Raw genomic sequence first — 21,306 nt, forward strand, 5'->3', positions numbered from 1 at the left:
TGGGATCCATGGGGACCTCACGACGCACTGCTGCTCGGCTCGGTCCCGTTCGTCGCGGGCGCGCTCGTAGACCCGCAGCGCCGGAGTCCCGCACCCATCGCATCGTCCGTTCGGTGCAGAACCGAACGGCGGGAGAACTCGCTTGTCATCGCTCATCTTTCGGGTAGTGGCTGGGTATCAGTGCCCGGTTGGTGATGCGCACTGTTCTTCCGGTGGGAGACGATCGCCGCGCCGGCTGCGCCAGCACCGGCCGCGGTGAGCGCGTAGACCGTGGGGTTGAGCCAGCGGGGAACACTGTCTCTGGCACCGTCCGACCAGTGGCAGACGGCTCTGGGTGGGAGCAGGCTGACCTCTCGTTCCCGGAGGCTGACGTTGGCCTCGCTGGGAGGTTCTGCGGATCCGTACCGCTCGATCGAGCACGTATGCCAGGCAGATTGGTGCAAGTCCCCGGTCAGGAAGAGGCCGCCCAGGTATCCCACCGCGGAGAAGGCCAGAAGCGCGCGTGCCGCGTCACGCCATACTGCCGCCCCATTCCGCCCACGTGTTCCGTCGGTGACAAGTTCTCTGCCACACCTGGCCAGCAAGCCACAGGCCAGCACCATGAGCGCCGTGCCGGCGAGCGGAGGAAGAAGTAAGATTGCAAAGATCACGACCGCCGCCTGGGGATCACGCAAGAAGGCGTTGTACCGCTCAAGGATCTGGCAGAGCCCCAGCTGCTTGCGGCCCTTCCCCGGCTACTGGTTCGCCGATCCCCCCGACCGGGCAACGCCATGAGGGCCATCAACGTGGCTCGGATAACGATCTTCGAATGCTCATCTCTCTAACCCCCTCCTCGAAGCCGGCACCCCGTACTCCTCTCCTGATCAGGTGGAAGCGATCATTGGCCGCCTTCACGACGCCAAGTGATTCTCTGCGCTCAGAGCGTCTCGGTCCATGGTCATTTATGACCACTCGTTGCCGTGTATGCCTCCCAGGAGCACGAGTTGTGGAAAGCTTCTCCTTGCTCATGGCCACCACGTACTGGGCAAGCACGTGTGTCTGTTGTGCCCGGGGCCGAGGCGCTGCTTTGCACGGGGGAGGCGACCAGGCAGTTGGAACGGGGTGTTGTCGGGGAGGCCTGCTCCCCGCCGATCACCGCCTGTTCGTGCGCCCTTCCTGCCGCAGCGAGGACAAGATCGCGGGTTGCCGTCGTCGCGACAGAGCTGGTGGGGAGGGCGAAGCGGAAGGCGGGTTCTCAGGGCACACGGACATCGCGGACCAGGACCGGTGCGGCATGGGCGGGGTCCTGGCCGGCTCCGCCCGCCCCTGCCGCGGGCTCCCGCACGTGCGGACGTGACCCGCGGGTCATGCATGTCCATGCCCTACCTCAGCGCCTGCCGACATGTGGCCGCCGAGTTCCGCGTGTGTGCGACGGCTGGTTTTCGGGACCTGTGGATGCCCTGCGCGCGCTGCGGGGAACCGGCCGGTTGTCAGTGGTGGGGGCTAGGGTCGGCCGCCTATAGCCACCAGCGGCTGGGAGACCTCATGCCATCAGGGCGCGCGCAGCAGGACACTACCCAGGCCGGGAGAACCGGGCCCCGGTCGTTGGCACCGATTCCTTACGCTGTCGAGGCGGTCTTCCCGGAGTTGACCGGGGCTTCCCGCGAAACCACCCTGCTCTAGCCCCCGGGTTGGGCAGCCGGGCCCGGGCGACAGTTTCATCGGCGGGCCGTTGCTGTGGCCGGCCGGCGAGCCGTGGTCGATGTGCGCCGAGCCGGACCACTATGAGCCGCTTGAGCCGCCCGTCGGCCCGGAGCCGATCGCGATGGTCCCGGTCATTCAGTTGTGCGCGCGGGATGTTCCCGGCCTTGTCTTCCCGCCGGCAAGGACCTGTTGCAGATCGTGTGGTGCCCGCTTGTCCACGAGGACGGGCAGCACGCGGCCAGCCCCCGACTGTACTGGCGCAGTGCGGCACTGACGGCCGCTGGCGCGGTTGCCGAGAGCCCCCGTTATGACGTGGGGCGAGTCTTGGCTACTGGCGAGGCATACAGCCGACCCGTCCACCACAAGGTCGGTAACCAAACCTCGCCGGGCAAAACAGTGACCGCGTCAACCGTGTGGCTGTCACGATGCACTCTATGGATCGTCAAGACCTCGGTGGGCTTGTGATGCGGCGCACGGATACATCGGAGTGGGCCACGCTCGCCGGGATCGACTCAATCGCGGCAGCGGGCGACCACGCGCGGCGCGCGAGCATCAGGCACTGGTGCGAGCACGCCCAGGTCCCTCTTGGCCGAGGATGCATCCGGGCCCTTGGGCTACAGCGTGCTGGAGTACACCTTCTTCGAGCAGGGCTTCGTCACCGTGCTGATGGTCGCGCCCAACGCCCGCCGACGCGGCGTGGGGGCGCACCTTCTCAGGGCCGTCGAGGAGGCATGCACTACCCCGAAGCTGTTCACCTCGACCAACGTCTCCAACCACCTGATGCAGCACCTGCTGCAAAACGCCGGCTGGCACGCGGTCGGCCTTCCACGGCCTGGACGAAGGCGATCTCGCACTCTTTCTTCCTCTGCCCAGGCACTCGACTGCGCGGCATCATCGGGACAGAAGGTTAAAAAACAAGCTGAGGGTGGACATGCGATTTGTGGTCCGTGCGGACAGGTCGATAGTGGTCGCTTTCGAGCCGACTGCGGCAGAGCATCGCCTGGAGCCGGGGAGTGTAATGACTGTTGAATGGTTCGGTGGTGGTGATGATGGCATGGTCTCCATGGAGGCGGAATATCTCGTCATTGCTGCACCGACTGGTGGGTATACCAGAGCCTGGGAGTCGGACGGCATGGAAATCTATATAGGCGCCGAATCCGGGTCGGAAGCACATTGACCTGGCAGGGAAACTGTCTGCCAGGGGAACGGTTCGTCTGTCGTGTGGTCCCGGGGGGGCAGAGGGTAAGTTCCGCTCGATTCCTGGCTATTTTCATAGGAGGGATTGAAATTCCCGATCTTCTGTGGGGTGAGGAAACGCATGCGAGGCATTGTCAGCTACACGGTAGATGTCCACGAAGCGGCCGTTCGCCGCGGTCCTCTCCGCACGCGGGGGTGCCCCGGTTGTCAGGCCCCGCGGGCCGCGCACCGGTGGCGCTGTTCGCGGGTTGGACATGTGCTGCGCCACGGTGCTGCCTCCGCAGGGAGCGCACCATGTGGCGGCCCCCGTCGTGCAGTCGCCGATGCCGCGAGACCAAACAGACCACTGACTGAGCGTCAGGTTCTCGTCACAAACATGACATAGATCACCGTGGCGAATCGCCCCGTGTCGCCCGTTCGTTTCGAATGTCCGTTCCCTCAGCTCTGTTCACCTTGCCCAGTGTCGCTTTAGGGTGACGGCTGGTCACGCACGTGTGTGACTTGTGGAGGGGGTTCGAACGTTGCGTAGGACGGGAGTGCCGCGTGTGTCGCGACGCGTGACACGGGGCGGGGTCGTTCAGTTCGTCGTCGGGGGCATGCTCGCCGGTCTGTTGCCGGCCACGGTGCTCGCGGTGGCCTCGGATGCGGCGGCGGAGCCGTCCGAAGTGGAGGCGGGAAGCTACGACCCGACCGCCCCGGAGGCTTCCGCTGAGGCGCTGGCGCTGGTCGAGGCCAGGGAGTCGGGTGAGAACGTCGAGGTGGAGTCGCTGCGAGGCGAGTCCAGCGAGGTGTTCGCCACGCCCGAGGGGGACCTGGAGGCGGTGGAGTACCTGCGGCCGGTGTGGGCGCGGGTGGATGGTGAATGGCAGCCGGTGGACACGGAGTTGGTGGTCCGTGAGGACGGCTCGGTAGGGCCCCGGGCAGCCACCGCTCAGTTGACGTTCTCCGGCGGCGGTACCGGTCCCCTCGTCGAACTGGAGCGCAGCGGCAGGGCTTTGGCGCTGACGTGGTCGGGCGAGTTGCCCGAGCCCGAGTTGTCGGGGGACACGGCGCTGTACCGGAACGTGCTGCCGGACGTGGACCTGCGGCTGGCCGCGCAGCCGGACGGGTTCAGCCAGCTGATCGTGGTGAACTCCGCCGAGGCGGCGGCCAGCCCGGAGCTGGAGGAGCTGCGACTGGGGCTGCGGTCCACGGGCGTGGTGCCCGAGGTGACGGAGGAGGGCGGGGTCCAGGCGCTGGACGCGAACGCCGACACCCCGGTCTTCGAGGCTCCCGTGCCGCTGATGTGGGACTCCAGCTCCGGCGGCGGTGAGGCAGCGGCGAGACTGGCCGACGAGGACGAGGCGGCCGCCGTCGGTCCGCCCGGCGCGGGCGAGTCCAGCAACCTCGCTCACGTGGGGGCCGAGGTGGACAACGACGAGGAGACGCTGACGCTGACCCCCGACGAGGAGGTGCTGCGCGGCGATCAGACCGTCTACCCGGTCTACATCGACCCGCAGTGGCACACCCCGCGCTCCGCGGCCTGGACGATGGTGTCGCGGTACTGGGCCAGTTCGCCGCAGTGGAAGTTCAACGGCGAGTCCAACGCCGGCATGGGCTACTGCGGGTGGGCTTCCTGCATGCCGCAGGACGTGAAGCGGCTGATGTACCGCATTCCCACCTCGAAGTTCGCCGGTACCCGGATCACCTCGGCCGAGTTCGTCGTCCGCAACGTGCACTCCGCCTCCTGCACGCCACAGGAGGTGGAACTCTGGCGGACCCAGGGCATCAACGCCAACACCACGTGGAACAGCCAGAACAACAGCTCCTTCTGGATCGAGGAGTTGGACAGAGAGTCCTTCTCCTACGGCTACCAGGGCTGTGCGGCCGCGGACGCCGAGTTCGACGTACGTGGCGCTGTTCAGCGCGCCGCCGACAACGGGTCCGCCTCTCTGACGTTCGGACTCCAGGCGGCCGACGAGTCGGAACGGCTGTCCTGGAAGCGGTTCTCCGACCGCGCCCACCTGCGGGTGCTCTACAACCGCGTGCCGCCGCAGATCAAGCCGTCCCAGCTGGCCCTTCAGCACGGTGGTACCTGCAAGCCGGCTGACCGTCCTGCCCGTGTGCGCTCCATCGGGCAGGTGTACGTCAACAATGTGACCGATCCGGACGGGGACCAGGTCGCGGTGGAGCTGGCCGCCCGGTGGGACAACGGTGACGGTCGGGGCAAGGTGGTGCGGTGGGAGTCGGGACTGACGACCGCCAAGCGTTCGGGCTCTCAGTTCTCGGTGCGCCTGCCGACGGATGTCGCGCCGGACACGCCGATCGAACTGGTCGCGCGTTCCTCTGACGGGTCCGCGTACGGACCGTGGTCGGATCGTGGCAGCGGCCATGCCTGCCATTTCGTTCTCGATATGACCGTGCCGGAGGGGCCGATGATCTCCTCCGCTTTCTATCCAGAGCTTGACCCGGACGATCCGTTCGGCCAGTGGCATCAGGGAGCCGGGCACTACGGGGAGTTCACGCTGGCGGCCAGTGACGCGGACGTGGTCGAGTACTGGTGGGGCCTGAATGGTGACCCGCTGGACAGCAACCGGGTGACGACCAGCGGCGGGGCTCCACGCGTGGTGGAGCTGGCACCGGACAGTCCGGGGTCACACATCGTTACCGCCTTGGCGATCGACCAGGCAGGCAGGGTCTCTGAGATCACTACCTACCGCTTCCTGGTGGGCGTGGGTGCCCCGCCCCGCGCGAGTTGGGCGCTGGATGAGGCCGCTGGCGCGGATGAGGCGGCGGGAGCGGTCTCGGCTCGCTGGGCGGCGCTCAACGGGGGTGCGTCGACCGGAGCGGAAGGAACGATCGGCACCGCGCTTGAGGTGGATGGCGTCGACGGGTACGCCGTCACGGAAGGGCCGGTCATCGACACCAACCGGTCGTTCTCGGTATCGGCCTGGGTGAAACTCGACCGCAAGCCCTCCAGCGCCGCGGTGGTGGCGACGCAGGCCGGTACTCACCGTCCCGGGTTCGAGCTGTACTACTCGGCCGCGCAGGACAGCTGGGCGTTCAACCAGTACCGGGTGGACGCGCCGGACGACAATCGCACAGCTCGCGTGTTGGCCTCGGACGTGGAGGTCGTGGCGGGCGAGTGGACCCATCTGCTCGGCTCCTACGATCCGGGGGGTGGGCAGCTCCGGCTGTTCGTGGACGGCCAGTTGGCGGGCACGACCGCGTACACGGAGGCGTGGAACGCGCGCGGCCCGGTGCAGATCGGCGCGGGGCGCTCGGGCGACCAGATCCGCTCGCCGTTCCCCGGCGTGATCGACGAGGTGCAGATCTTCGACCTCTACATGGCCTCCCCCAACTCGCACGTGGCGCGCCTGTACAACAAGGAGCGGCTCCACACCAGTGGCCGCCCAGCGGTGGCCCTGTTCGCCCTGGACGAGCCGGCCGGCGCACAGCGGGTCTCCGCCGCTTCCGACGTGCTGAGCCTCGCGGCACACGGCGGGAGCGAGTTCGGCGAGCCAGGCGTACGTGGGCAGGCGCTACGTCTGGACGGCACCAGTGGCTACGCCGCGACCGGCACCGCCATGGTCAACACGGGGCGGCACTTCACGATCTCCGCCTGGGCACGCCTCGACCGCCTGCCCACCGGTGACGCGGTGGTCGCGACCCAGACGGGCACGCTGGCGCCCGGCTTCGAGCTGTACTACTCGGCGGAGCACGGCAGGTGGGGCTTCAACCAGTACAGCGGCAACACGGCTACCGCGGAGCCGGTCGCTGTCCTGCAACCCGAGGATGAGGCGGCGCTGCCCGACGAGTGGGCGCATCTGGTGGGCGTGCACGACGCGCACACCAGGCGGCTGACTCTCTACGTGAACGGTGAACAGGCGGGGAATGTCCCGCTGCCCACGCCCTTCCACGCCAACCAGCGCATCCAGGTAGGCGCAGGCCAGCACGGCGGAACGGTGGACTCGTTCTTCCCCGGAACCATCGACGACGTGCGACTGTTCGACCGTGTCCTCACGGTGCAGGACGTGCGTCAGCTCTACCGTCAGGCACCGATCGTTCGCGCCCGCTGGCAGCTCGACCGGCTCGACACGGGCGACGTTGTCTCCACACCTGACGCGACCCCGTTCGGAAACGACCTGTACCTGTGGGGTGGGGCGGGCGTGAGCCCCGGTTTCGTCGACGAGGCCTCGCTGTACGTCGACGGTGGCGGCGGGTACGCCTATGTGCCGGATGTGCCGATCGACACCTCGCTCAGCTTCACCGTGAGCGGTTTCGCGCGGGCCGCGTCGCCGCCGGAGGGAGCGGCGTCGGTGCTGAGCGCGGTCGGTCAGCGGGAGAGCGCGTTCGCCGTCCGGTGGGTACCGGAAGGCGACGAGGAGGGCTTCGGACGCTGGGAGGTGTCGTTGGCCGACCGGGACCAGACCGGCGCGGTCCAGACCCGGGTCTCCCACCAGCGGGTCTACGACGTGCGGGAGTGGCGTCACCTGGCGCTGGTCTACGACGGGTTCGCGGCCGAGGCACGGCTCTACGTCGACGGCGAACTGGAGGAACTGACCTGCTCCGCTGAGTCGGAGGAGTCCTGCGTGTCGGGTGAGTCCTGGGCCTTCAACGTCTTCCCGTTCGAAGCGGGCAGCACCCTGCATGTCGGGCGCTCCCTGTCCGGCGGGGTCTGGCGTGAGGCGTGGCCCGGCGCGGTGGATGACGTCTGGGCTGTGCAGGGAGCCCTGGCACCTGAGCAGGTCCGTGCGTTGAGCCTGGGCCGGCGCGACGCGCCGACCGCGGTGCCCCCGGTCGACTAGACGGGTCGTTGGGCCGCCCCCCATGGTGGGCGGCCCTCCCAGGCCCCCCTTGTGTTGCCATTCTTCGAGGAGATCCTCAGGTGACAGGCTCCGGCAGAATCCGTACCCGTACCGTCCGCACCCCTTCGCGCCGCGTGTCGTTGGCGCTCGCGCTGTTGATGGTCGGTTCGTTGTTGCAGGCCGCGACCGTCTCCACGGCCGTGGCTGAGGACAACGGCCGCCCTGAGGTGCCCGAGGCGGAACCGACGGTCCCGGGAACGGACGGGCTGCCCGTGCTGCCCAGGCCGGAGTCGCACGAGGTGACGCCAGCGCCCGACCCCGCGGCGGCCTGGCCCGAGCCAGGGCAGGTGGAGCTGGCACTCCCGGGCGGTTCCTCGGCGGCCTTCACCTTGCCCACGGCGCAGTCGGCGGTACGGCTGGTGGCCCCACCCGTGGCCGCCCTGCACACCGAGCCGGCAGGGGCTCCGCCGACGGCCACCGTTGAGACGCATGACGAGGAGTCGGCCGAGGCCGCGGGTATCCCGAACGGTGTCCTGCTGAGCCTCACCGTGCCCGAGGGCACCGAACAGGGCGCTTTGGCGGCGCCCCTGGACCCGGTGGTGGCCGGGCGGGTGGGTGTGGAGCTGGACTACGCGGCGTTCGCCGGTGCCTTCGGCGGAAACTACGGCTCCCGGCTCACGTTCGTCCAGCTGCCCGCCTGCGCGGTGGACCAGTCCGCGGCGGGCGACTGCCGGGAGCGTCAGCCGGTCCGTTCGGTCAACGACACCGAACGGCAGGTGCTGACCGCGCCGGACGTGGTGCTGGAGCCGGGCGAGCCACTGGTGCTCGCGGCGGTGGCGGCGGACGAGGGCGAGCAGGGTGACCACAAGGCGTCGCAGCTCTCGCCGTCGGCGAGCTGGGAGGTCGGCCTCAACACGGGTGACTTCACCTGGTCGTATCCGATGCCGGCCCCCGACGTGCCGGGCGGCCTGGTGCCCGAGCTGTCCCTGGGGTACTCGTCGGGGGCCATCGACGGCCGCACCGGCGGCACCAACAACCAGGGCTCCTGGGCGGGCGACGGCTTCGACTTCGGCGCCGGGTACATCGAGCGCCGCTACGTGTCCTGTGCTGAGGAGGGCGTCGAGAACGAGGACGGCTTCGAGGTCGGAGACCTGTGCTGGGACTACGACAACGCGATCCTCTCGCTCGGCGGCGGCGCCAGCGAACTGGTCCCCGACGGCACCGACACCTGGCGGCTGCCCCAGGACGACGGCACCGTCGTCGAGCGGCTGACCGGCACCAGCCGTGGCAACGGCGCGCGGAGCGACGAGCACTGGCGGGTCACCGACCCGGAGGGGACCGAGTACTACTTCGGCTACCACCGGCTGCCCGGCTGGAGCAGCGGCGACGAGACCACCGACTCCACCTGGACCGTGCCCGTCTACGGGGACGACGCCGGCGACCCCTGCTACCAGTCGGCGACCGAGGACGCCTGGTGCCAGCAGGCCTGGCGCTGGAACCTGGACTACGTCGTCGACGTGCGTGGCAACGCCATGGCCTACTTCTACGACGAGGAGGAGAACTCCTACGGCCGGTTCCTCGACGAGACCAACAACGCCCGCTACACCCGCGGCGGCTCGCTCCAGCGCATCGAGTACGGTCACGACAGCGATGACCTCTACAGCGGCCAGCCGATGGGCCGGGTCCGGTTCGCCAACGAGGAACGCTGCCTGCCCGGTGGCGGCGCCGACTGCTCGGACATCGACGCCAACCCGCAGTACTGGTATGACACCCCGTGGGACCTGAACTGCACCGCGACCGAGGACTGCGACGCGGGCCGGTACTCGCCCACCTTCTGGACCACCAAGCGGCTCGCCCAGGTCACCACCGAGATCCACACCGGGGGCGCGTGGGAGCCGGTCGACTCCTGGACGCTGACCCACCGTTGGGGCACCGCGGACGTGGACTACCAGCTGCTGCTGGCCAGCGTCCAGCACACCGGCCACACCGCGGCCGAGCCCGTCTCCCTGCCGCCGGTGACCTTCGGCTACACGCAGCTGGTCAACCGGCTGGACGAAACGGGCGACGGCCGGGCGCCGTTCGTGAAGGGCCGGCTGTCGTCGATCGCGGACGAGGCCGGCGGGGTCATCGACGTCGGGTACTCCGACCCGGTCTGCGAGACGGACGCGCTCCCCACCCCGCACACCAACACCTCCCGCTGCTTCCCCCAGTACCTCGGCAACGGCCCCGACCAGGACCCGGACCTGGAGTGGTTCCACAAGTACGTCACCACCGAAGTGACGCTCACGGACCGCACCGGCGGCGCCCCCGACCAGGTCAGCCGCTACGACTACCGGGGCGGCGCGGCCTGGCACTACAACGACGACGGCCTGGTCCCCGACGACGAGAAGACCTGGTCCCAGTGGCGCGGCTACCAACACGTCCGCGTCCGGACCGGCGGCCAGACGGAGATGCTCAGCCAGAGCGACTCCTACTTCCTGCGCGGCATGCACGGCGACCGCGCCGCCCCCTCCGGCGGCACCCGAACCGTCACTGTCGAACTGGAGGAGGGGGAGGGCGACCCGATCACCGACCACGAGTCGGCGGCCGGATTCCTCTACCGCACCGTGGACTTCGACGGCCCCGACGGGCAGGTGCTCGCCAAGACCGTCTCCCGTCCCTGGCACCACGAGACCGCCAGCGAGACCTACGACTGGGGCACCCGCGCCGCCCACCACACCGGCGTCGCGCGCGAGACCACCTTCACCTCGCTCGACCAGGGCGCGGGTGACGAGTGGCGCACCACCCAGAGCACCCACACCTACGACACCGTCGCCGGCCGACTCACCCAGACCCACGACCAGGGTGACCTCGCCGACGACACGGACGACCGCTGCACCCGCGTCGAGTTCCCGCCGGGCGACCTGCTGACCCTGCCAAGCCGCGTGGAGACCGTCGCCGTCGCCTGCTCCGCGACCCCCGACCGCGCGACCCAGGTGATCTCCGACGAACGACTCGCCTACGACGGCCTCGACTACGGCCAGGCCCCCACCGTCGGTGACGCCACCGCGCACGCCACACTCACCGAACACGACGGCACCACAGCCACCTACCGCGAGACCGCTGCCACCTTCGACACCTACGGTCGGCCGCTGACCGTCACCGACCTGGCCGCCGACGTCACCGCCACCGGCTCCACCGTCACCCGCACCACGCGGGACGACGGCCGCACCGTCACCACCGCCTACCAGCCGACCACCGGCATCCCCACCACCGTCACCCAGACCTCACCCCCGGCCGACCCAGACGATCCCGAAACCGCACAGACCGCGGTCACCGAACTCCATCCCCAGCGCGCCCTGCCGATTCGCACGATCGACACCAACGACCACCACACCTCGCTCCGCTATGACGCTCTGGGCCGCACCAGCCACATCTGGCTGGCCGACCGGGATCCCGACGACACGCCGTCCTACCAGTTCGACTACCGCTTCGTCGAAGGCTCCCCGGTCGCGGTGCGCACCCGGACCATCGGCGTCGACGGCGAACAGGACTCCTCCTACGTCCTCTACGACGGCCTGCTCCGCGAACGTCAGACCCAGGACCCGGGCCCCGAGGACGGTCGACTGCTGACCGACACCCTCTACAACGAACTCGGCCTCCCCGAACGGACGCACGCTCCCTACCACGGGTCCGGAGCACCGGGGAACCAGATCTACCGGCCCGACGTGACCCGGGTGGAGACCCAGACCCGACTCACCTACGACGCCCTGGGCCGGGAAACCACGCGCCAGTTGATGGCTGGCAACGGCGACGGCGGCGAGATCCTGGGCACCACGGACACCCACTACTTCGGTGACCGCACCACCGTCATCCCGCCCGAGGGCGACACCGCCACCACCACGATCCAGGACGCCCGCGGCCGCACCATCGAGTTGCGGCAACACCATGAGCGCACCCTGGACGCGCCCTTCGACGCCACCCACTACGCCTACACCCCGCGCGACGAACTGGCCCGCGTCACCGACCCGGCCGGAAACGAATGGTCGTACGAGTACGACCAGCTGGGACGCCGCACCCACACCCACGACCCGGACGCCGGCACCACCGTCTCCACCTACGACGACCGCGACCAACTCACCACCCGCACCGACGCCCGCGACGCCACCCTCGCTCACCGCTACGACAACCTCGGCCGCCGCACCGCCCTGCTCGACGGCCAGGGAGAGACGCTCGCCGACTGGGAGTACGACACCCTGCCCGGCGCCCAGGGCCAGCTGACCGCCGCCACCCGCTACCACGACGGCGAGGCGTACACCTCCCGCGTCCTGGAGTATGACGCGCTTTACCGGGTGCTCCGCAGCGAGACCACCATCCCCGACTCCGAAGGTGCCCTGGCCGGCTCCTACGAGACCGCCACCGCCTACGCCGAGTCCGGCCTCCCCGAGTCGCACTCCTACCCGCTGGCCGGCAGCCTGCCCGCCCTCACCGTCACCCCTCGGTACGAGGACGGCACTCTCCGCCAAGTGGGCCTCGACGGCTCACAGGGGCTGTACACCGAGACCATCTACAGCCTGACCGGCAAGCCCCTCCAGACGGAGATGAAGCTCGACCCCGACGCCTACGAGGCGGTCTGGATCAACAGCGACTACGAGTGGGGTACCCAACGCCTGAAGACCTCCTGGAGCATCCGCTTCATGGCCGGCGGCCCCGACCGGTACGAAACGTACTCCTACGACCAGGCCGGCAACGTCACCTCCATCAACGACGTCTCCCTCACCGGGAACGAGACCCAGTGCTTCCAGTACGACTACCTGCGCCGCCTCACCGAGGCCTGGGCACAGACCGGGGAGGAGTGCGCCACCGACCCGGCCGACGCCACCATCGGAGGCCCGGCCCCCTACTGGCGCTCCTACACCTATGACCTGGCCGGCAACCGTCTGACCGAGACGCTCCACGAGCAGGACACCACCCGCACCTACGACTACCCCGAGGCCGGCGGCCCACAGCCCCACACCCTGACCTCCGTCACCCAGGAGACGCCCGAGGTCCGGTCCCTGGAGGAGTACGGCTACGACGCGGCCGGCAACACCACCTCGCGCCAGATCGGCGGCGACACCCAGGAGTTGACCTGGGACAACGAGGGCCGTCTGACAGAGGTCACCGAGGCCGACGGCACCCGCACCGAGTACCTCTACGACGCCGCGGGCAACCGCCTCATCGGCCGCACCGCAACCGAGACCACCCTCTACCTCGGCCACACCGAGATCGTCCTACCGGCCGAAGGCGACGTGCCCCAGGCCACCCGCTACGTCGACGCGGGGGGCGGGCACCTCGTCGTCTTCCAGAACAACGGCGACATCGCCTACACGCTGGCCGACCACCACGGCACCGGGCAACTCGCCGTCGACGCCTGGACGCTGGAGGTCACCCAGCGCCGCACGCTGCCGTTCGGCGACGTCCGCGGCCCCGAACCCACCACCTGGCCCGGCACCCGGGGCTTCGTCGGCGGCACCACCGACACCTCCACCGGACTGACCCACCTCGGCGCCCGCGAGTACGACCCGGCCACCGGACGGTTCATCTCCCTCGACCCGGTGATGGACCTCACCGATCCACAGCAGATCCACGGCTACACCTACGCCAACAACAACCCGCTGACCTACTCCGACCCCACCGGGCTGTTCTTCAAGGACATCATTCGCGGCATCAAGAGCGGCGTCCAGAAGATCGCCGACGCGACCAACACGATCGTGGGCAGTGCTGGCCGTACCTACAGCAACAGAGCCAGCCAGGCAGCGACCGAATACCGCTGCGGGTTCCGCTGCATGGGGCAGGACGCCCAGGGGCACCAGCAGTTGTGCGACGACGCGTGCAGGGCCGCCGCCGAGTATCGCTGCGGCTGGGACTGCACCAGCGAGATGCCGGTACCGAAGCAACCACCGCTGTGGTTGCAGGTCATGGGCGGGATCGTCTACAACGCCATCCCGCTGATGGAACTCCCCGCCTGCCTCGTCGACGGGGACACCATGGCCTGCGCTGACACCGGTACGGATCTGGTCGCCGGCCTGAAAGCCGCCGTCGTGGCCATCAGAGCCGTGATACCCGACACCGTCCGCCGCTCCAGCAACGTGGTCTGCAACAGCTTCGTCCCCGGCACCCACGTCCTGATGGCCGACGGCACCACCCGCCCCATCGAGGATGTCCGGATCGGTGACAAGGTCCTGGCCACCGACCCGGAGACCGGCGAGACCAGTGCCCGCACCGTCACCGCCGAGATCACCACCACGGGCACCAAACACCTCACCACCCTCACCATCCAGACCGACGACGGCCACGCCACCCTCGTCGCCACCGACAACCACCCCTTCTGGAACCAGACCACCCAGGCCTGGACCGACGCCGCCGACCTGCCCGTCGGCGCGGAGCTGTCCAGGCCCGATGGCAGCACGACCACCGTTGCCGCCGAGGCCACCCGCACCCGTACTGCCACTGTCCACAACCTCACCGTTGAAGGTCTGCATACGTACTATGTGCTGGCGGGGGCTACGCCGATCTTGGTCCATAACTGCAAGTGGGATATGGCGAATCTCGACGAGCATTACGACAAGCATGTGTTCGGGGAAGGGAAGCGTCCAGGGGAAGGGCCTGACATGCCGGAGTATCAGCATGAGGTTGACGGGGTCGATGGATTCGATCGATATCAGCAAGATGCGTGCGCGCTGATGTGTGGGCCTAGGGGGTCGAACGTCAGAGAGGTCATTCGTTCTGGAGATGGCGCAATAATACGCTTGGATACTTCGACGGGGCGGATTGGAATCATGCAGAATGGAAGGATAACATCCTTCTTTCGACCAGACGATCCGCTGGCTTATATGGAGAATGAAAGTGTTCGATGAGGGCTCCACGGGATCTTCTGCTGCTTTCGACAAAGCATTCTCTAGAAAGTTCATGGAAGTGGGATGGCAAAGTCTTGTCAAGCCGTTCGAAGCGCTGAGGCGTTGGGAGGAATTTGCGGATGACTGCCTCGCTGGTTTCCCGTGGGATGTAGATGACTACAATAACGACCTCACGTTGCGGACTCGGCTAGCCGAAATCCTTCCAGCGCTCGAAGCGGAAGGCCATGTCGCTGCCCGGGACGTTTTGAAGTCGATTGGAGCGGCTGATTCGCGAGCGCGAGTGGTTCTGGCGCGCGAGGCCTTTCCCGCTTTCTCTGTAGATCGATGGTGGCTTCGGAGGGTGCCAACTTATGCATCTCGAAGGTTTTGTGCTGATTTTCGCGATACGTATGGCATCGAGATCAATGCGAGATCACTGTTTGATGATGATGTAGTCGAGATGTCCCGCTTGAAGTCGACAGGCTTGTCAATTCCGGAAGTTATGATCCATGTTCGGTGCGAGGGTCTGTATGTCTCGTCCAGGCCGGGTCTGTTCTATCGCTCCTTCCGGGAGGCATTTCCTGACGCGAGAGGAATGAGAGGGCTTGTTTCCGGCTGGATTTCGGGTGCTATCGGGGACTCGAAACTCCGTTCAGGCTTCATTCAGCGCTAAAATTGTTTCCTGTGTGGTGATTCGATGTAGGCGTTTGTAGTAGGTGAGGGCTGGGGCGAGGCTGGAGAGGCCAGGGAGTTGCGGGGATTGCGTTCGTGACGGGGTGACAGGCGCCGGTAACCCAACAGCCATGACATGGTCCTGCGATCACCCACCGGTGGACGGCTGAGCCGCCGGCTGGACTCAACTCCCTCGCGGGCGATCCGGTACGCAATGCTCTTTTCTTCTCATCCATCTGCGCAGGTGGGACTGGTCGTATGTCTTGTCGGCATGGACCTTGCCCGGGCGGTACTGCCGGCCGCTTTCGAGGGCGGGTCTGGATAGGGCCGGCGACGAGCGGCCTCAGACCCCGGCTGTCGTGGACGTTGCCACCTGAGATGGCGACCACGACAGGCGGTCCTGGGTGGTCGGACGGGACGTGAATCGTGGAACCGGGATTGCCCTGATCCACAGGGCTCGGACCTGTTTGTTCGCCCCTTCCTTAGCCCTGACGTGAGCCGTGTCGAATATGACGTGGGAGAGGTCGAGAAGCCCTCTTGCCGGCGAGTTCGTCGAGCACCGCTCGGTGCAGGCGGCCCCACACCCCGGCCCGGTGCCAATCAAGAACCAGCGGTGGGCGGTGGACTTCGATATCCCGGAGCAGGGCGGCAGATTCCGCCAGGCGTACCTGCCCCTCAGCACGTAGACGATGGCCGCAACACTGCCTCATCAAACGTGTTCTAAGTTCCGCCGCCCTGCGGAAGCACCCGCGAAGGTGGCAACAGCGACTGGGCCAGTTCCCACAACCCGTCCGGAACGATCCAGCCCCACCGTTAAGCCGGAGCTGAGCCAGAATGAAATTCTGGCGTGCCGTAAATCGTGGGCGAGGTGATCCGTGGCGCCATTCTGCTGAGAGAATTCTCCGCCTGCCTCGGGACCCCGAAAAAATTCTGCCTGGACAACGGTACGAATCCAGTCTTCGGTCTGAAATTCGAAGTCCGGGGCCGGGGAGGGGTGTTGGTGAGAACGGGGATACTGGCATACGTGACTGGATTGTTCGGGAGGGAAACGTTGAAACGATTATCTGAGGTGAGGCAGGGGATGCAGATAGCATTTCGACTGGATGGTCGCTCGAAGTCGGCAGGGGGGCGTGCGCGCGTGATTTCGAGGGTGTGAGTAGGGGGAGATGCTTTGGGGGTTCTTTCCGGGCGACATTGCCTTCCGGGTCGATGGCAACAAAATGGAGACGAGATTCGGGTGGGTGCCGATTCTTCACTTCACGTTGTCTGCGGTGGGTATCTGCGAGACGTCGTCGGCGTCTAAAAATGCTTCCCCTCGGTATGTCTTCACGGAAGCGGATGACAGCATCTCCTTTCGGAGAGTTGGTGAGGGTGTTCATGTCGAGGCCAGTTTTGATTCTCCCCCTCTCTTGTTTATTCGCGGATTTGCGCCGTGCGGTAGTCGTTTTTTCGTCTCAGTCTGTTCAGGAGATCGGACTCTTTATCCCCTCTTCCTGCGGGCAAAGTTGGCTGAAGAGGTCACCGGTAAGGCCAGGGAGGCGGCCTGCTGACCACGCGCACCCGTTGTGCTCGGAGCTGAACCTGCTTGGATCCGCGGGCCGTTGCTCCGTTGACGGGAGGTCCAAAACTCGTAGCCGACGGATGGAGTTACGGTTCTCCGGGGCAGCAGATCCTGGTGCTGAGGTCGGATCTAGGATGCTGCGCTATTGCTCAGGTGCGTCTGGTCTGTACCGACTCGTGATTGGCCAGCAGGCCGCCAGTCGCAGTTGTGGGCGGAACGCCCGGCTGGTGCTGAGGGTGACACGGGAGCGGGTTGGCCGTCGCTCCGTTCGTCCGAGCAACGGCGAACTGCAGCGGCGGGGTTGCCGTGGGGCCTGCTCGCCGGTCGGGTTCGGGTTCGGGTTCCCCAGGTGTTCCCCAACTTCCCGCCGGCAGCGGTCCGGCGGCACGTAGCCGCAGGTCAGTACCCCTGTCGTGGGGAAAGGCTGAGCCCGCTGTAAATCTGCCGGCTCAGCCTTCCCAGGTTCGAATCCTGGCGCCGCCACAGTGCGATGAAGGCCCTCTGACCAGCGAAATCCGCTGGGCGGGGGGTCTTTTTGCCGCGCCTGGGCGGCTTGTTCGAGGGTGAGTCGAGGTCACCTGCGGGTTGGGCCCCGCCGGGCTCCTGGGCTGCTGGTGGCCGCACCCCCGTCGTCTCGTAGGTCAGGAGTGTGGTGGGAGTGGCGACGGCCCGCCGGGGGATCCCGGCGGGCCGTCGTTCAGGGGTGGGGCTCGGGCCCGGTCGTGTGGCGGCCGTTGCCGCCGCTACCGCCCGCCGGGTGCCCGGAATGCGTCGGGGGTACGCCACGGTTCGCTCATGAGTGCTGCTCCGTGCAGGGCGGGCGGCGTGGGCCGTCGAGCGCCGCGGTCAGCCGGTCGCGGTCACTCCATCAGGTCGATGTAGTACTCGCCGCTCGCGTCCCGCCAGCAGGCGTAGGTCCACCACTGCTTGCCCGGCCCTGTGACTATGTCGCCGTACTGGATGCACAGTTCAAGGGTGCCGACCCGGTAGGTGGCCTCGGCGATGCCGTCGCCCGGTGTCGCTGACGCCGCGGTCGTGCCGAGGCCGGCGAACGCCATCGCGCCGGCCAGCGCGACCGCCGTCTTCGTCAACATCCTGCGCATGCTCACATCCTGTTCTCCCCGGGGTCCGGGGCGTGCCGTTGCTCGTCGGTGGGGGAGCGCTCACGGCTTCGGTGATGTCGTGGTCGCCGTTGCGTGGAGCGCCATCCGTGTCAGGTCCGATGGCCAGCCCGGGTGCCGTGTTCGTCAGCCCCGGCTCTCGTTATGGAGCTGTTACCTTCGGGTCTTCGTCGCTGGATGTCGGTGGTGTCGAAAGGTCCGGATGGTTTCGGTTTTCGGTGGTTCTGTGGGTGGTGCGTGGAAGTCGGCGTTGATTTTGTTGAACCGTTCGCTTGGCTGGTGCGTTTCCGTGGTGGACAGGGTTCTGCCGGTGTGGTGCATTTCCGGGCGGCCTTTCCGGTCGTGCCGGTAGTTTTTCGCTGGCACTCTCCGGTCGTGGGTTTTCGGATCGGGCCACGCGGGCGAAAAACGAGCGAGGAGGATGAAGAAATGAGCAAGATCAAGATGCGGGTCGCGGCCACTGCGGCCTCTCTGGCCGTGCTCGGCGGTGTCTCGGTCGCCACGGCGGGTTCCGCGGCCGCGGTGGACAGGACGCCCCCGTTCACGTTCCCCGCGAGCCCCACGGCGTACGGTGCCTGCCTGACCGCTGGGAACGTCCTGGCGCAGCAGGGGAAGCTCATCGGCTTCAACTGTGTCGCTACCCCCGGGGGCGGTTATCGCCTGATCATCTGGTGAGGCTGGGAGGCTTTCGCCGGGGCGGATTGTTTCGCTCGGTCGGCGGCGCGGCATTGCGTGTGTCGCGTCGCCGGTCCGTGCGGTTGAACATGGCCCGAGGGGGATCCGTCTGGCGAAGGCCGCGACTTCCTGTTTCTGGTGCGGCATGCTCCGTGCGGGAGGCCCGATCGGGGAAATCGGTCGGGTCGTGTGGTGGTGGAACCATTGCCGCCAAGCCGTGAGTGGGGCGAGAGTCGGGATTCGGAGGCGGGAGTGGGGGAAACGGTCCGCGTGCCGTCGACATCCGTCAACCGCCATCCGGTACGCGGTGGTTTTCGCTCGCCGCCCGGTCGTCGCTCGCCGTGGACTCTTCCTCGGTTCAGGTCGGCGGCCGGGTTCGGCCTGTCGGCGTTGTCGCCGTTTGCTATCTGGCGTGACGGCCGCGTCCTGCTCACGGGCGGCGGCTGGTAGGGCGAGCCGCCGCACCGGCTCCGGACCGGCGTTGCTGGATGTCGGTGGTGTCGAAAGGTCCGGATGGTTTCGGTTTTCGGTGGTTCTGTGGGTGGTGTGTGGAAGTCGGCGTTGATTTTGTTGAACCGTTCGCTTGGCTGGTGCGTTTCCGTAGTGGACAGGGTTCTGCCGGTGTGGTTCATTTCCGGGCGGCCTTTCCGGTCGTGCCGAGTTGTCTTTCACTGGCGCTCTCCGGTCGTGGGCGTTCGGGTTGTGTCGACAGGCAAAAACAAGCGAGAGGACGAGGAAATGAGCAAGTTGAAGATGCGGGTCGCCGTGGCGGCGGCCAGTCTTGCCGTGCTTGCTGGTGTCTCGGTCGCCACGGCGGGTTCCGCGGCCGCCAGCGCCCGGATCTTTGGGACGTTGGCCGGCTGCCAGACCGCCGGGAACACCCTGGCGCAGCAGGGGGAGCTGATCGGCTACGAGTGCGTTCCGACCCTGCACGGGGGTTACTACCTCTACACCTGGTGAGACCGGGTGAGTTTCTCCGCCGGGCGGCTTTGTTTCGCTCGGCCGGCGGCGCGACATGCGTCGTGCCGCAGCACCGATGGCGCGCTCGGGAATTGCCTGATGGGGTCGCTCGGCGGGGAGTTCAGTGGGCGATTCCCGTGCGGAAATGCTCCGCACGTCAGGACCCGTCGGTGAAATGGACCGGCTCGCGTGATGACGCGATCGTGGCCACCAGCCCGTAAGCGGGGCGACGAATGTCAGGATGCGGAGGCAGGAGCATGCGGAGGAAAACCGCGTACTGTCGAGATCAGTCAACCGCCACCCGGTATGCGGTGGTTTTCGCTCGCCGCCCGGTTGTCGCTCGCCGTGGACTCGTCCCCGGTCCGCGGGTGTTCGGCTCGGTGGCCGCGGTCGGCCTGGCCTGGATCGGCGTGGTGTCCACCTGGCGCGACGGCCTTGCCCTGCTGACGGACGGCGGCCTGTAGGACGGACCCCGCCTCTGACTCCGCGCCAGGCCCGCTGGGACTTCTGGAAACGACCGGGCCTTCCCGTCGACAGATCTCCGAACTTCCGCACGCCGAGCAGGAGCGCGCGTCCCGTGCCGGCTGTGGCCGCACGCCGGCACCGGCCCGGCGCGGCGGAGCGGTGGCCGCCGTGGTCGCCGTGCAGTCGAGCGCCCTCCGCATCGTGTCCGACGGCCGGCCCGGGGGCCGTGTTCGCCCGCCCCGGCTCTCGTGGAGCCGTTACCCGCGTTCTTCGGCCGCTGACGCCGCTGACGCCGCTGACGCCGCTGGGTGCCGAAAGGGCCGAATGGTTTTGGCTTTCGTCGGTTCCGTGACGGCGCATCCGAATTCGCGTGCGGTTCGTTGAACCGTTCGCCCGGCTGATGCGTTTCCGTGGTGGACAGGGTTCTGCCGGTGTGGCGCGTTTCCGGGCGGTTTTCCGGTTGTGCCGAATGATCTTTCGCTGTTGCTTTTCCGGTCGTGGGTGTTCGGATCGGGCCACACGGGCGAAAACACATAAGGAGGACGAGGAAATGAGCAAGTTGAAGACGCGGGTCGCCGCAGCCGCGGCCGGCCTGGCCGTGCTCGCTGGTGTCTCGGTCGCCACGGCGGGTTCCGCGACCGCGGCTCCCCGGGGCGGCCAGGTGGGCCAGCTGCTCGCGCCCTGGGTCAGCAGCACGAGCAGCGAGGTGATCCAGGTGCGCGACTGGCAGCCCCAGTTGCCCGCGTTCCCCAAGTTCTACTCGACGTTGCGCGAATGCCAGACGGTCGGTAACACCCTGGCGCAGCAGGGCAGGCTGATCGGTTTCGAGTGCGCTCCGGTCATGGGCGGCGGTTACTTTCTGCGCACCTGGTGAAATCGGGTGACCTTCCCCACCCGGCCGTTTGTTGCGTTTGGCTGGCGGCCCGGCGGATCTCGCGCCTCGTCGCTGACCGGCGTGCGCGGGCATGGGCCGAGGAGAGTCGCCCGGCGGGGACGCTGATGTTTTCTTCCCGTGCGGAATGCTCCGTGCGGGAGGCCCGATAGAGGAATCGGTCGGGTCGTGTGGTGGTGGAACCATGGCCACCAAGCCGTGAGTGGGGCGAGAATCGGGATGCGGAGGCAGGAGCGGGGGAAACGGCCCGCGTACTGTCGAGATCAGTCAACCGCCATCCGGTACGCGGTGGTTTTCGCTCGCCGCCCGGTCGTCGCTCGCCGTGGACTCGTCCCCGGTCCGCGGGTGCTCGGGGCGGTGGCCGGGTTCGGCCTGGCCGGCGTTGTCGCCGTGGCCGCCTGGCACGGCGTCCTCGCCCCGCTCACGGGCGGCGGCC

At 67.6% G+C, this 21,306-nt stretch carries 9 protein-coding genes and 1 pseudogene; 8 read left to right on the plus strand and 2 right to left on the minus strand.

Annotated elements, in window-relative coordinates:
* Nucleotides 1-2,304 precede the first annotated feature (2,304 nt).
* The 5 genes from RM844_RS15320 (at nucleotide 2,305) to RM844_RS15340 (ending at nucleotide 15,197) form a co-directional block, all read left to right on the plus strand.
* Nucleotides 2,305-2,712: a GNAT family N-acetyltransferase gene (locus RM844_RS15320; RefSeq protein ID WP_311667890.1), complete on the plus strand. Its 408-nt coding sequence runs from the start codon at nucleotides 2,305-2,307 to the stop codon at nucleotides 2,710-2,712.
* Nucleotides 2,615-2,860, plus strand: coding sequence for a hypothetical protein (locus RM844_RS15325; protein WP_311667743.1), 246 nt, complete (start codon nucleotides 2,615-2,617; stop codon nucleotides 2,858-2,860). The genes RM844_RS15320 and RM844_RS15325 overlap by 98 nt, the downstream gene beginning before the upstream one ends.
* A gap of 616 nt (nucleotides 2,861-3,476) precedes the next feature.
* Nucleotides 3,477-7,667, plus strand: coding sequence for a LamG-like jellyroll fold domain-containing protein (locus tag RM844_RS15330; protein WP_311667744.1), 4,191 nt, complete (start codon nucleotides 3,477-3,479; stop codon nucleotides 7,665-7,667).
* A 134-nt stretch (nucleotides 7,668-7,801) separates the two neighbouring features.
* Complete coding sequence (locus RM844_RS15335; protein ID WP_311667745.1) at nucleotides 7,802-14,545, plus strand: polymorphic toxin-type HINT domain-containing protein; 6,744 nt, start codon at nucleotides 7,802-7,804, stop codon at nucleotides 14,543-14,545.
* Nucleotides 14,535-15,197, plus strand: coding sequence for a hypothetical protein (locus tag RM844_RS15340; protein WP_311667746.1), 663 nt, complete (start codon nucleotides 14,535-14,537; stop codon nucleotides 15,195-15,197). The genes RM844_RS15335 and RM844_RS15340 overlap by 11 nt, the downstream gene beginning before the upstream one ends.
* Here RM844_RS15340 and RM844_RS15345 read toward each other — a convergent pair.
* Together RM844_RS15345 and RM844_RS15350 are read right to left on the minus strand one after the other, a co-directional pair.
* Nucleotides 15,177-15,997: pseudogene (locus tag RM844_RS15345) on the minus strand (IS5 family transposase). The gene RM844_RS15340 and the pseudogene RM844_RS15345 sit on opposite strands and share 21 nt — an antisense overlap.
* 1,620 nt (nucleotides 15,998-17,617) lie before the next feature.
* Nucleotides 17,618-17,860: a hypothetical protein gene (locus tag RM844_RS15350; protein ID WP_311667747.1), complete on the minus strand. Its 243-nt coding sequence runs from the start codon at nucleotides 17,858-17,860 to the stop codon at nucleotides 17,618-17,620.
* 162 nt (nucleotides 17,861-18,022) lie between these two features.
* On the opposite strand from RM844_RS15350, the gene RM844_RS15355 reads away from it, so the two are divergent.
* From RM844_RS15355 to RM844_RS15365, 3 genes are all read left to right on the plus strand, one after another.
* On the plus strand, nucleotides 18,023-18,553 hold the full coding sequence (locus tag RM844_RS15355; RefSeq protein WP_311667748.1) for a hypothetical protein: 531 nt from the start codon (nucleotides 18,023-18,025) through the stop codon (nucleotides 18,551-18,553).
* Between the two features lie 738 nt (nucleotides 18,554-19,291).
* On the plus strand, nucleotides 19,292-19,513 hold the full coding sequence (locus tag RM844_RS15360; RefSeq protein ID WP_311667749.1) for a hypothetical protein: 222 nt from the start codon (nucleotides 19,292-19,294) through the stop codon (nucleotides 19,511-19,513).
* Between the two features lie 1,015 nt (nucleotides 19,514-20,528).
* Complete coding sequence (locus RM844_RS15365; protein WP_311667750.1) at nucleotides 20,529-20,852, plus strand: hypothetical protein; 324 nt, start codon at nucleotides 20,529-20,531, stop codon at nucleotides 20,850-20,852.
* Nucleotides 20,853-21,306 lie beyond the last annotated feature (454 nt).

The sequence above is a fragment of the Streptomyces chisholmiae genome, assembly GCF_031845445.1.
Taxonomy (GTDB): domain Bacteria; phylum Actinomycetota; class Actinomycetes; order Streptomycetales; family Streptomycetaceae; genus Streptomyces; species Streptomyces chisholmiae.

Bases quoted from the DNA above. Each gene is read 5' to 3' on its own strand.
- RM844_RS15365 (WP_311667750.1), top strand. From the start codon at position 20,529: ATGAGCAAGTTGAAGACGCGGGTCGCCGCAGCCGCGGCCGGCCTGGCC.
- RM844_RS15330 (WP_311667744.1), top strand. From the start codon at position 3,477: ATGCTCGCCGGTCTGTTGCCGGCCACGGTGCTCGCGGTGGCCTCGGAT.
- RM844_RS15360 (WP_311667749.1), top strand. From the start codon at position 19,292: ATGAGCAAGTTGAAGATGCGGGTCGCCGTGGCGGCGGCCAGTCTTGCC.
- RM844_RS15350 (WP_311667747.1), bottom strand. From the start codon at position 17,860: ATGCGCAGGATGTTGACGAAGACGGCGGTCGCGCTGGCCGGCGCGATG.
- RM844_RS15355 (WP_311667748.1), top strand. From the start codon at position 18,023: ATGGAGCTGTTACCTTCGGGTCTTCGTCGCTGGATGTCGGTGGTGTCG.
- RM844_RS15325 (WP_311667743.1), top strand. From the start codon at position 2,615: ATGCGATTTGTGGTCCGTGCGGACAGGTCGATAGTGGTCGCTTTCGAG.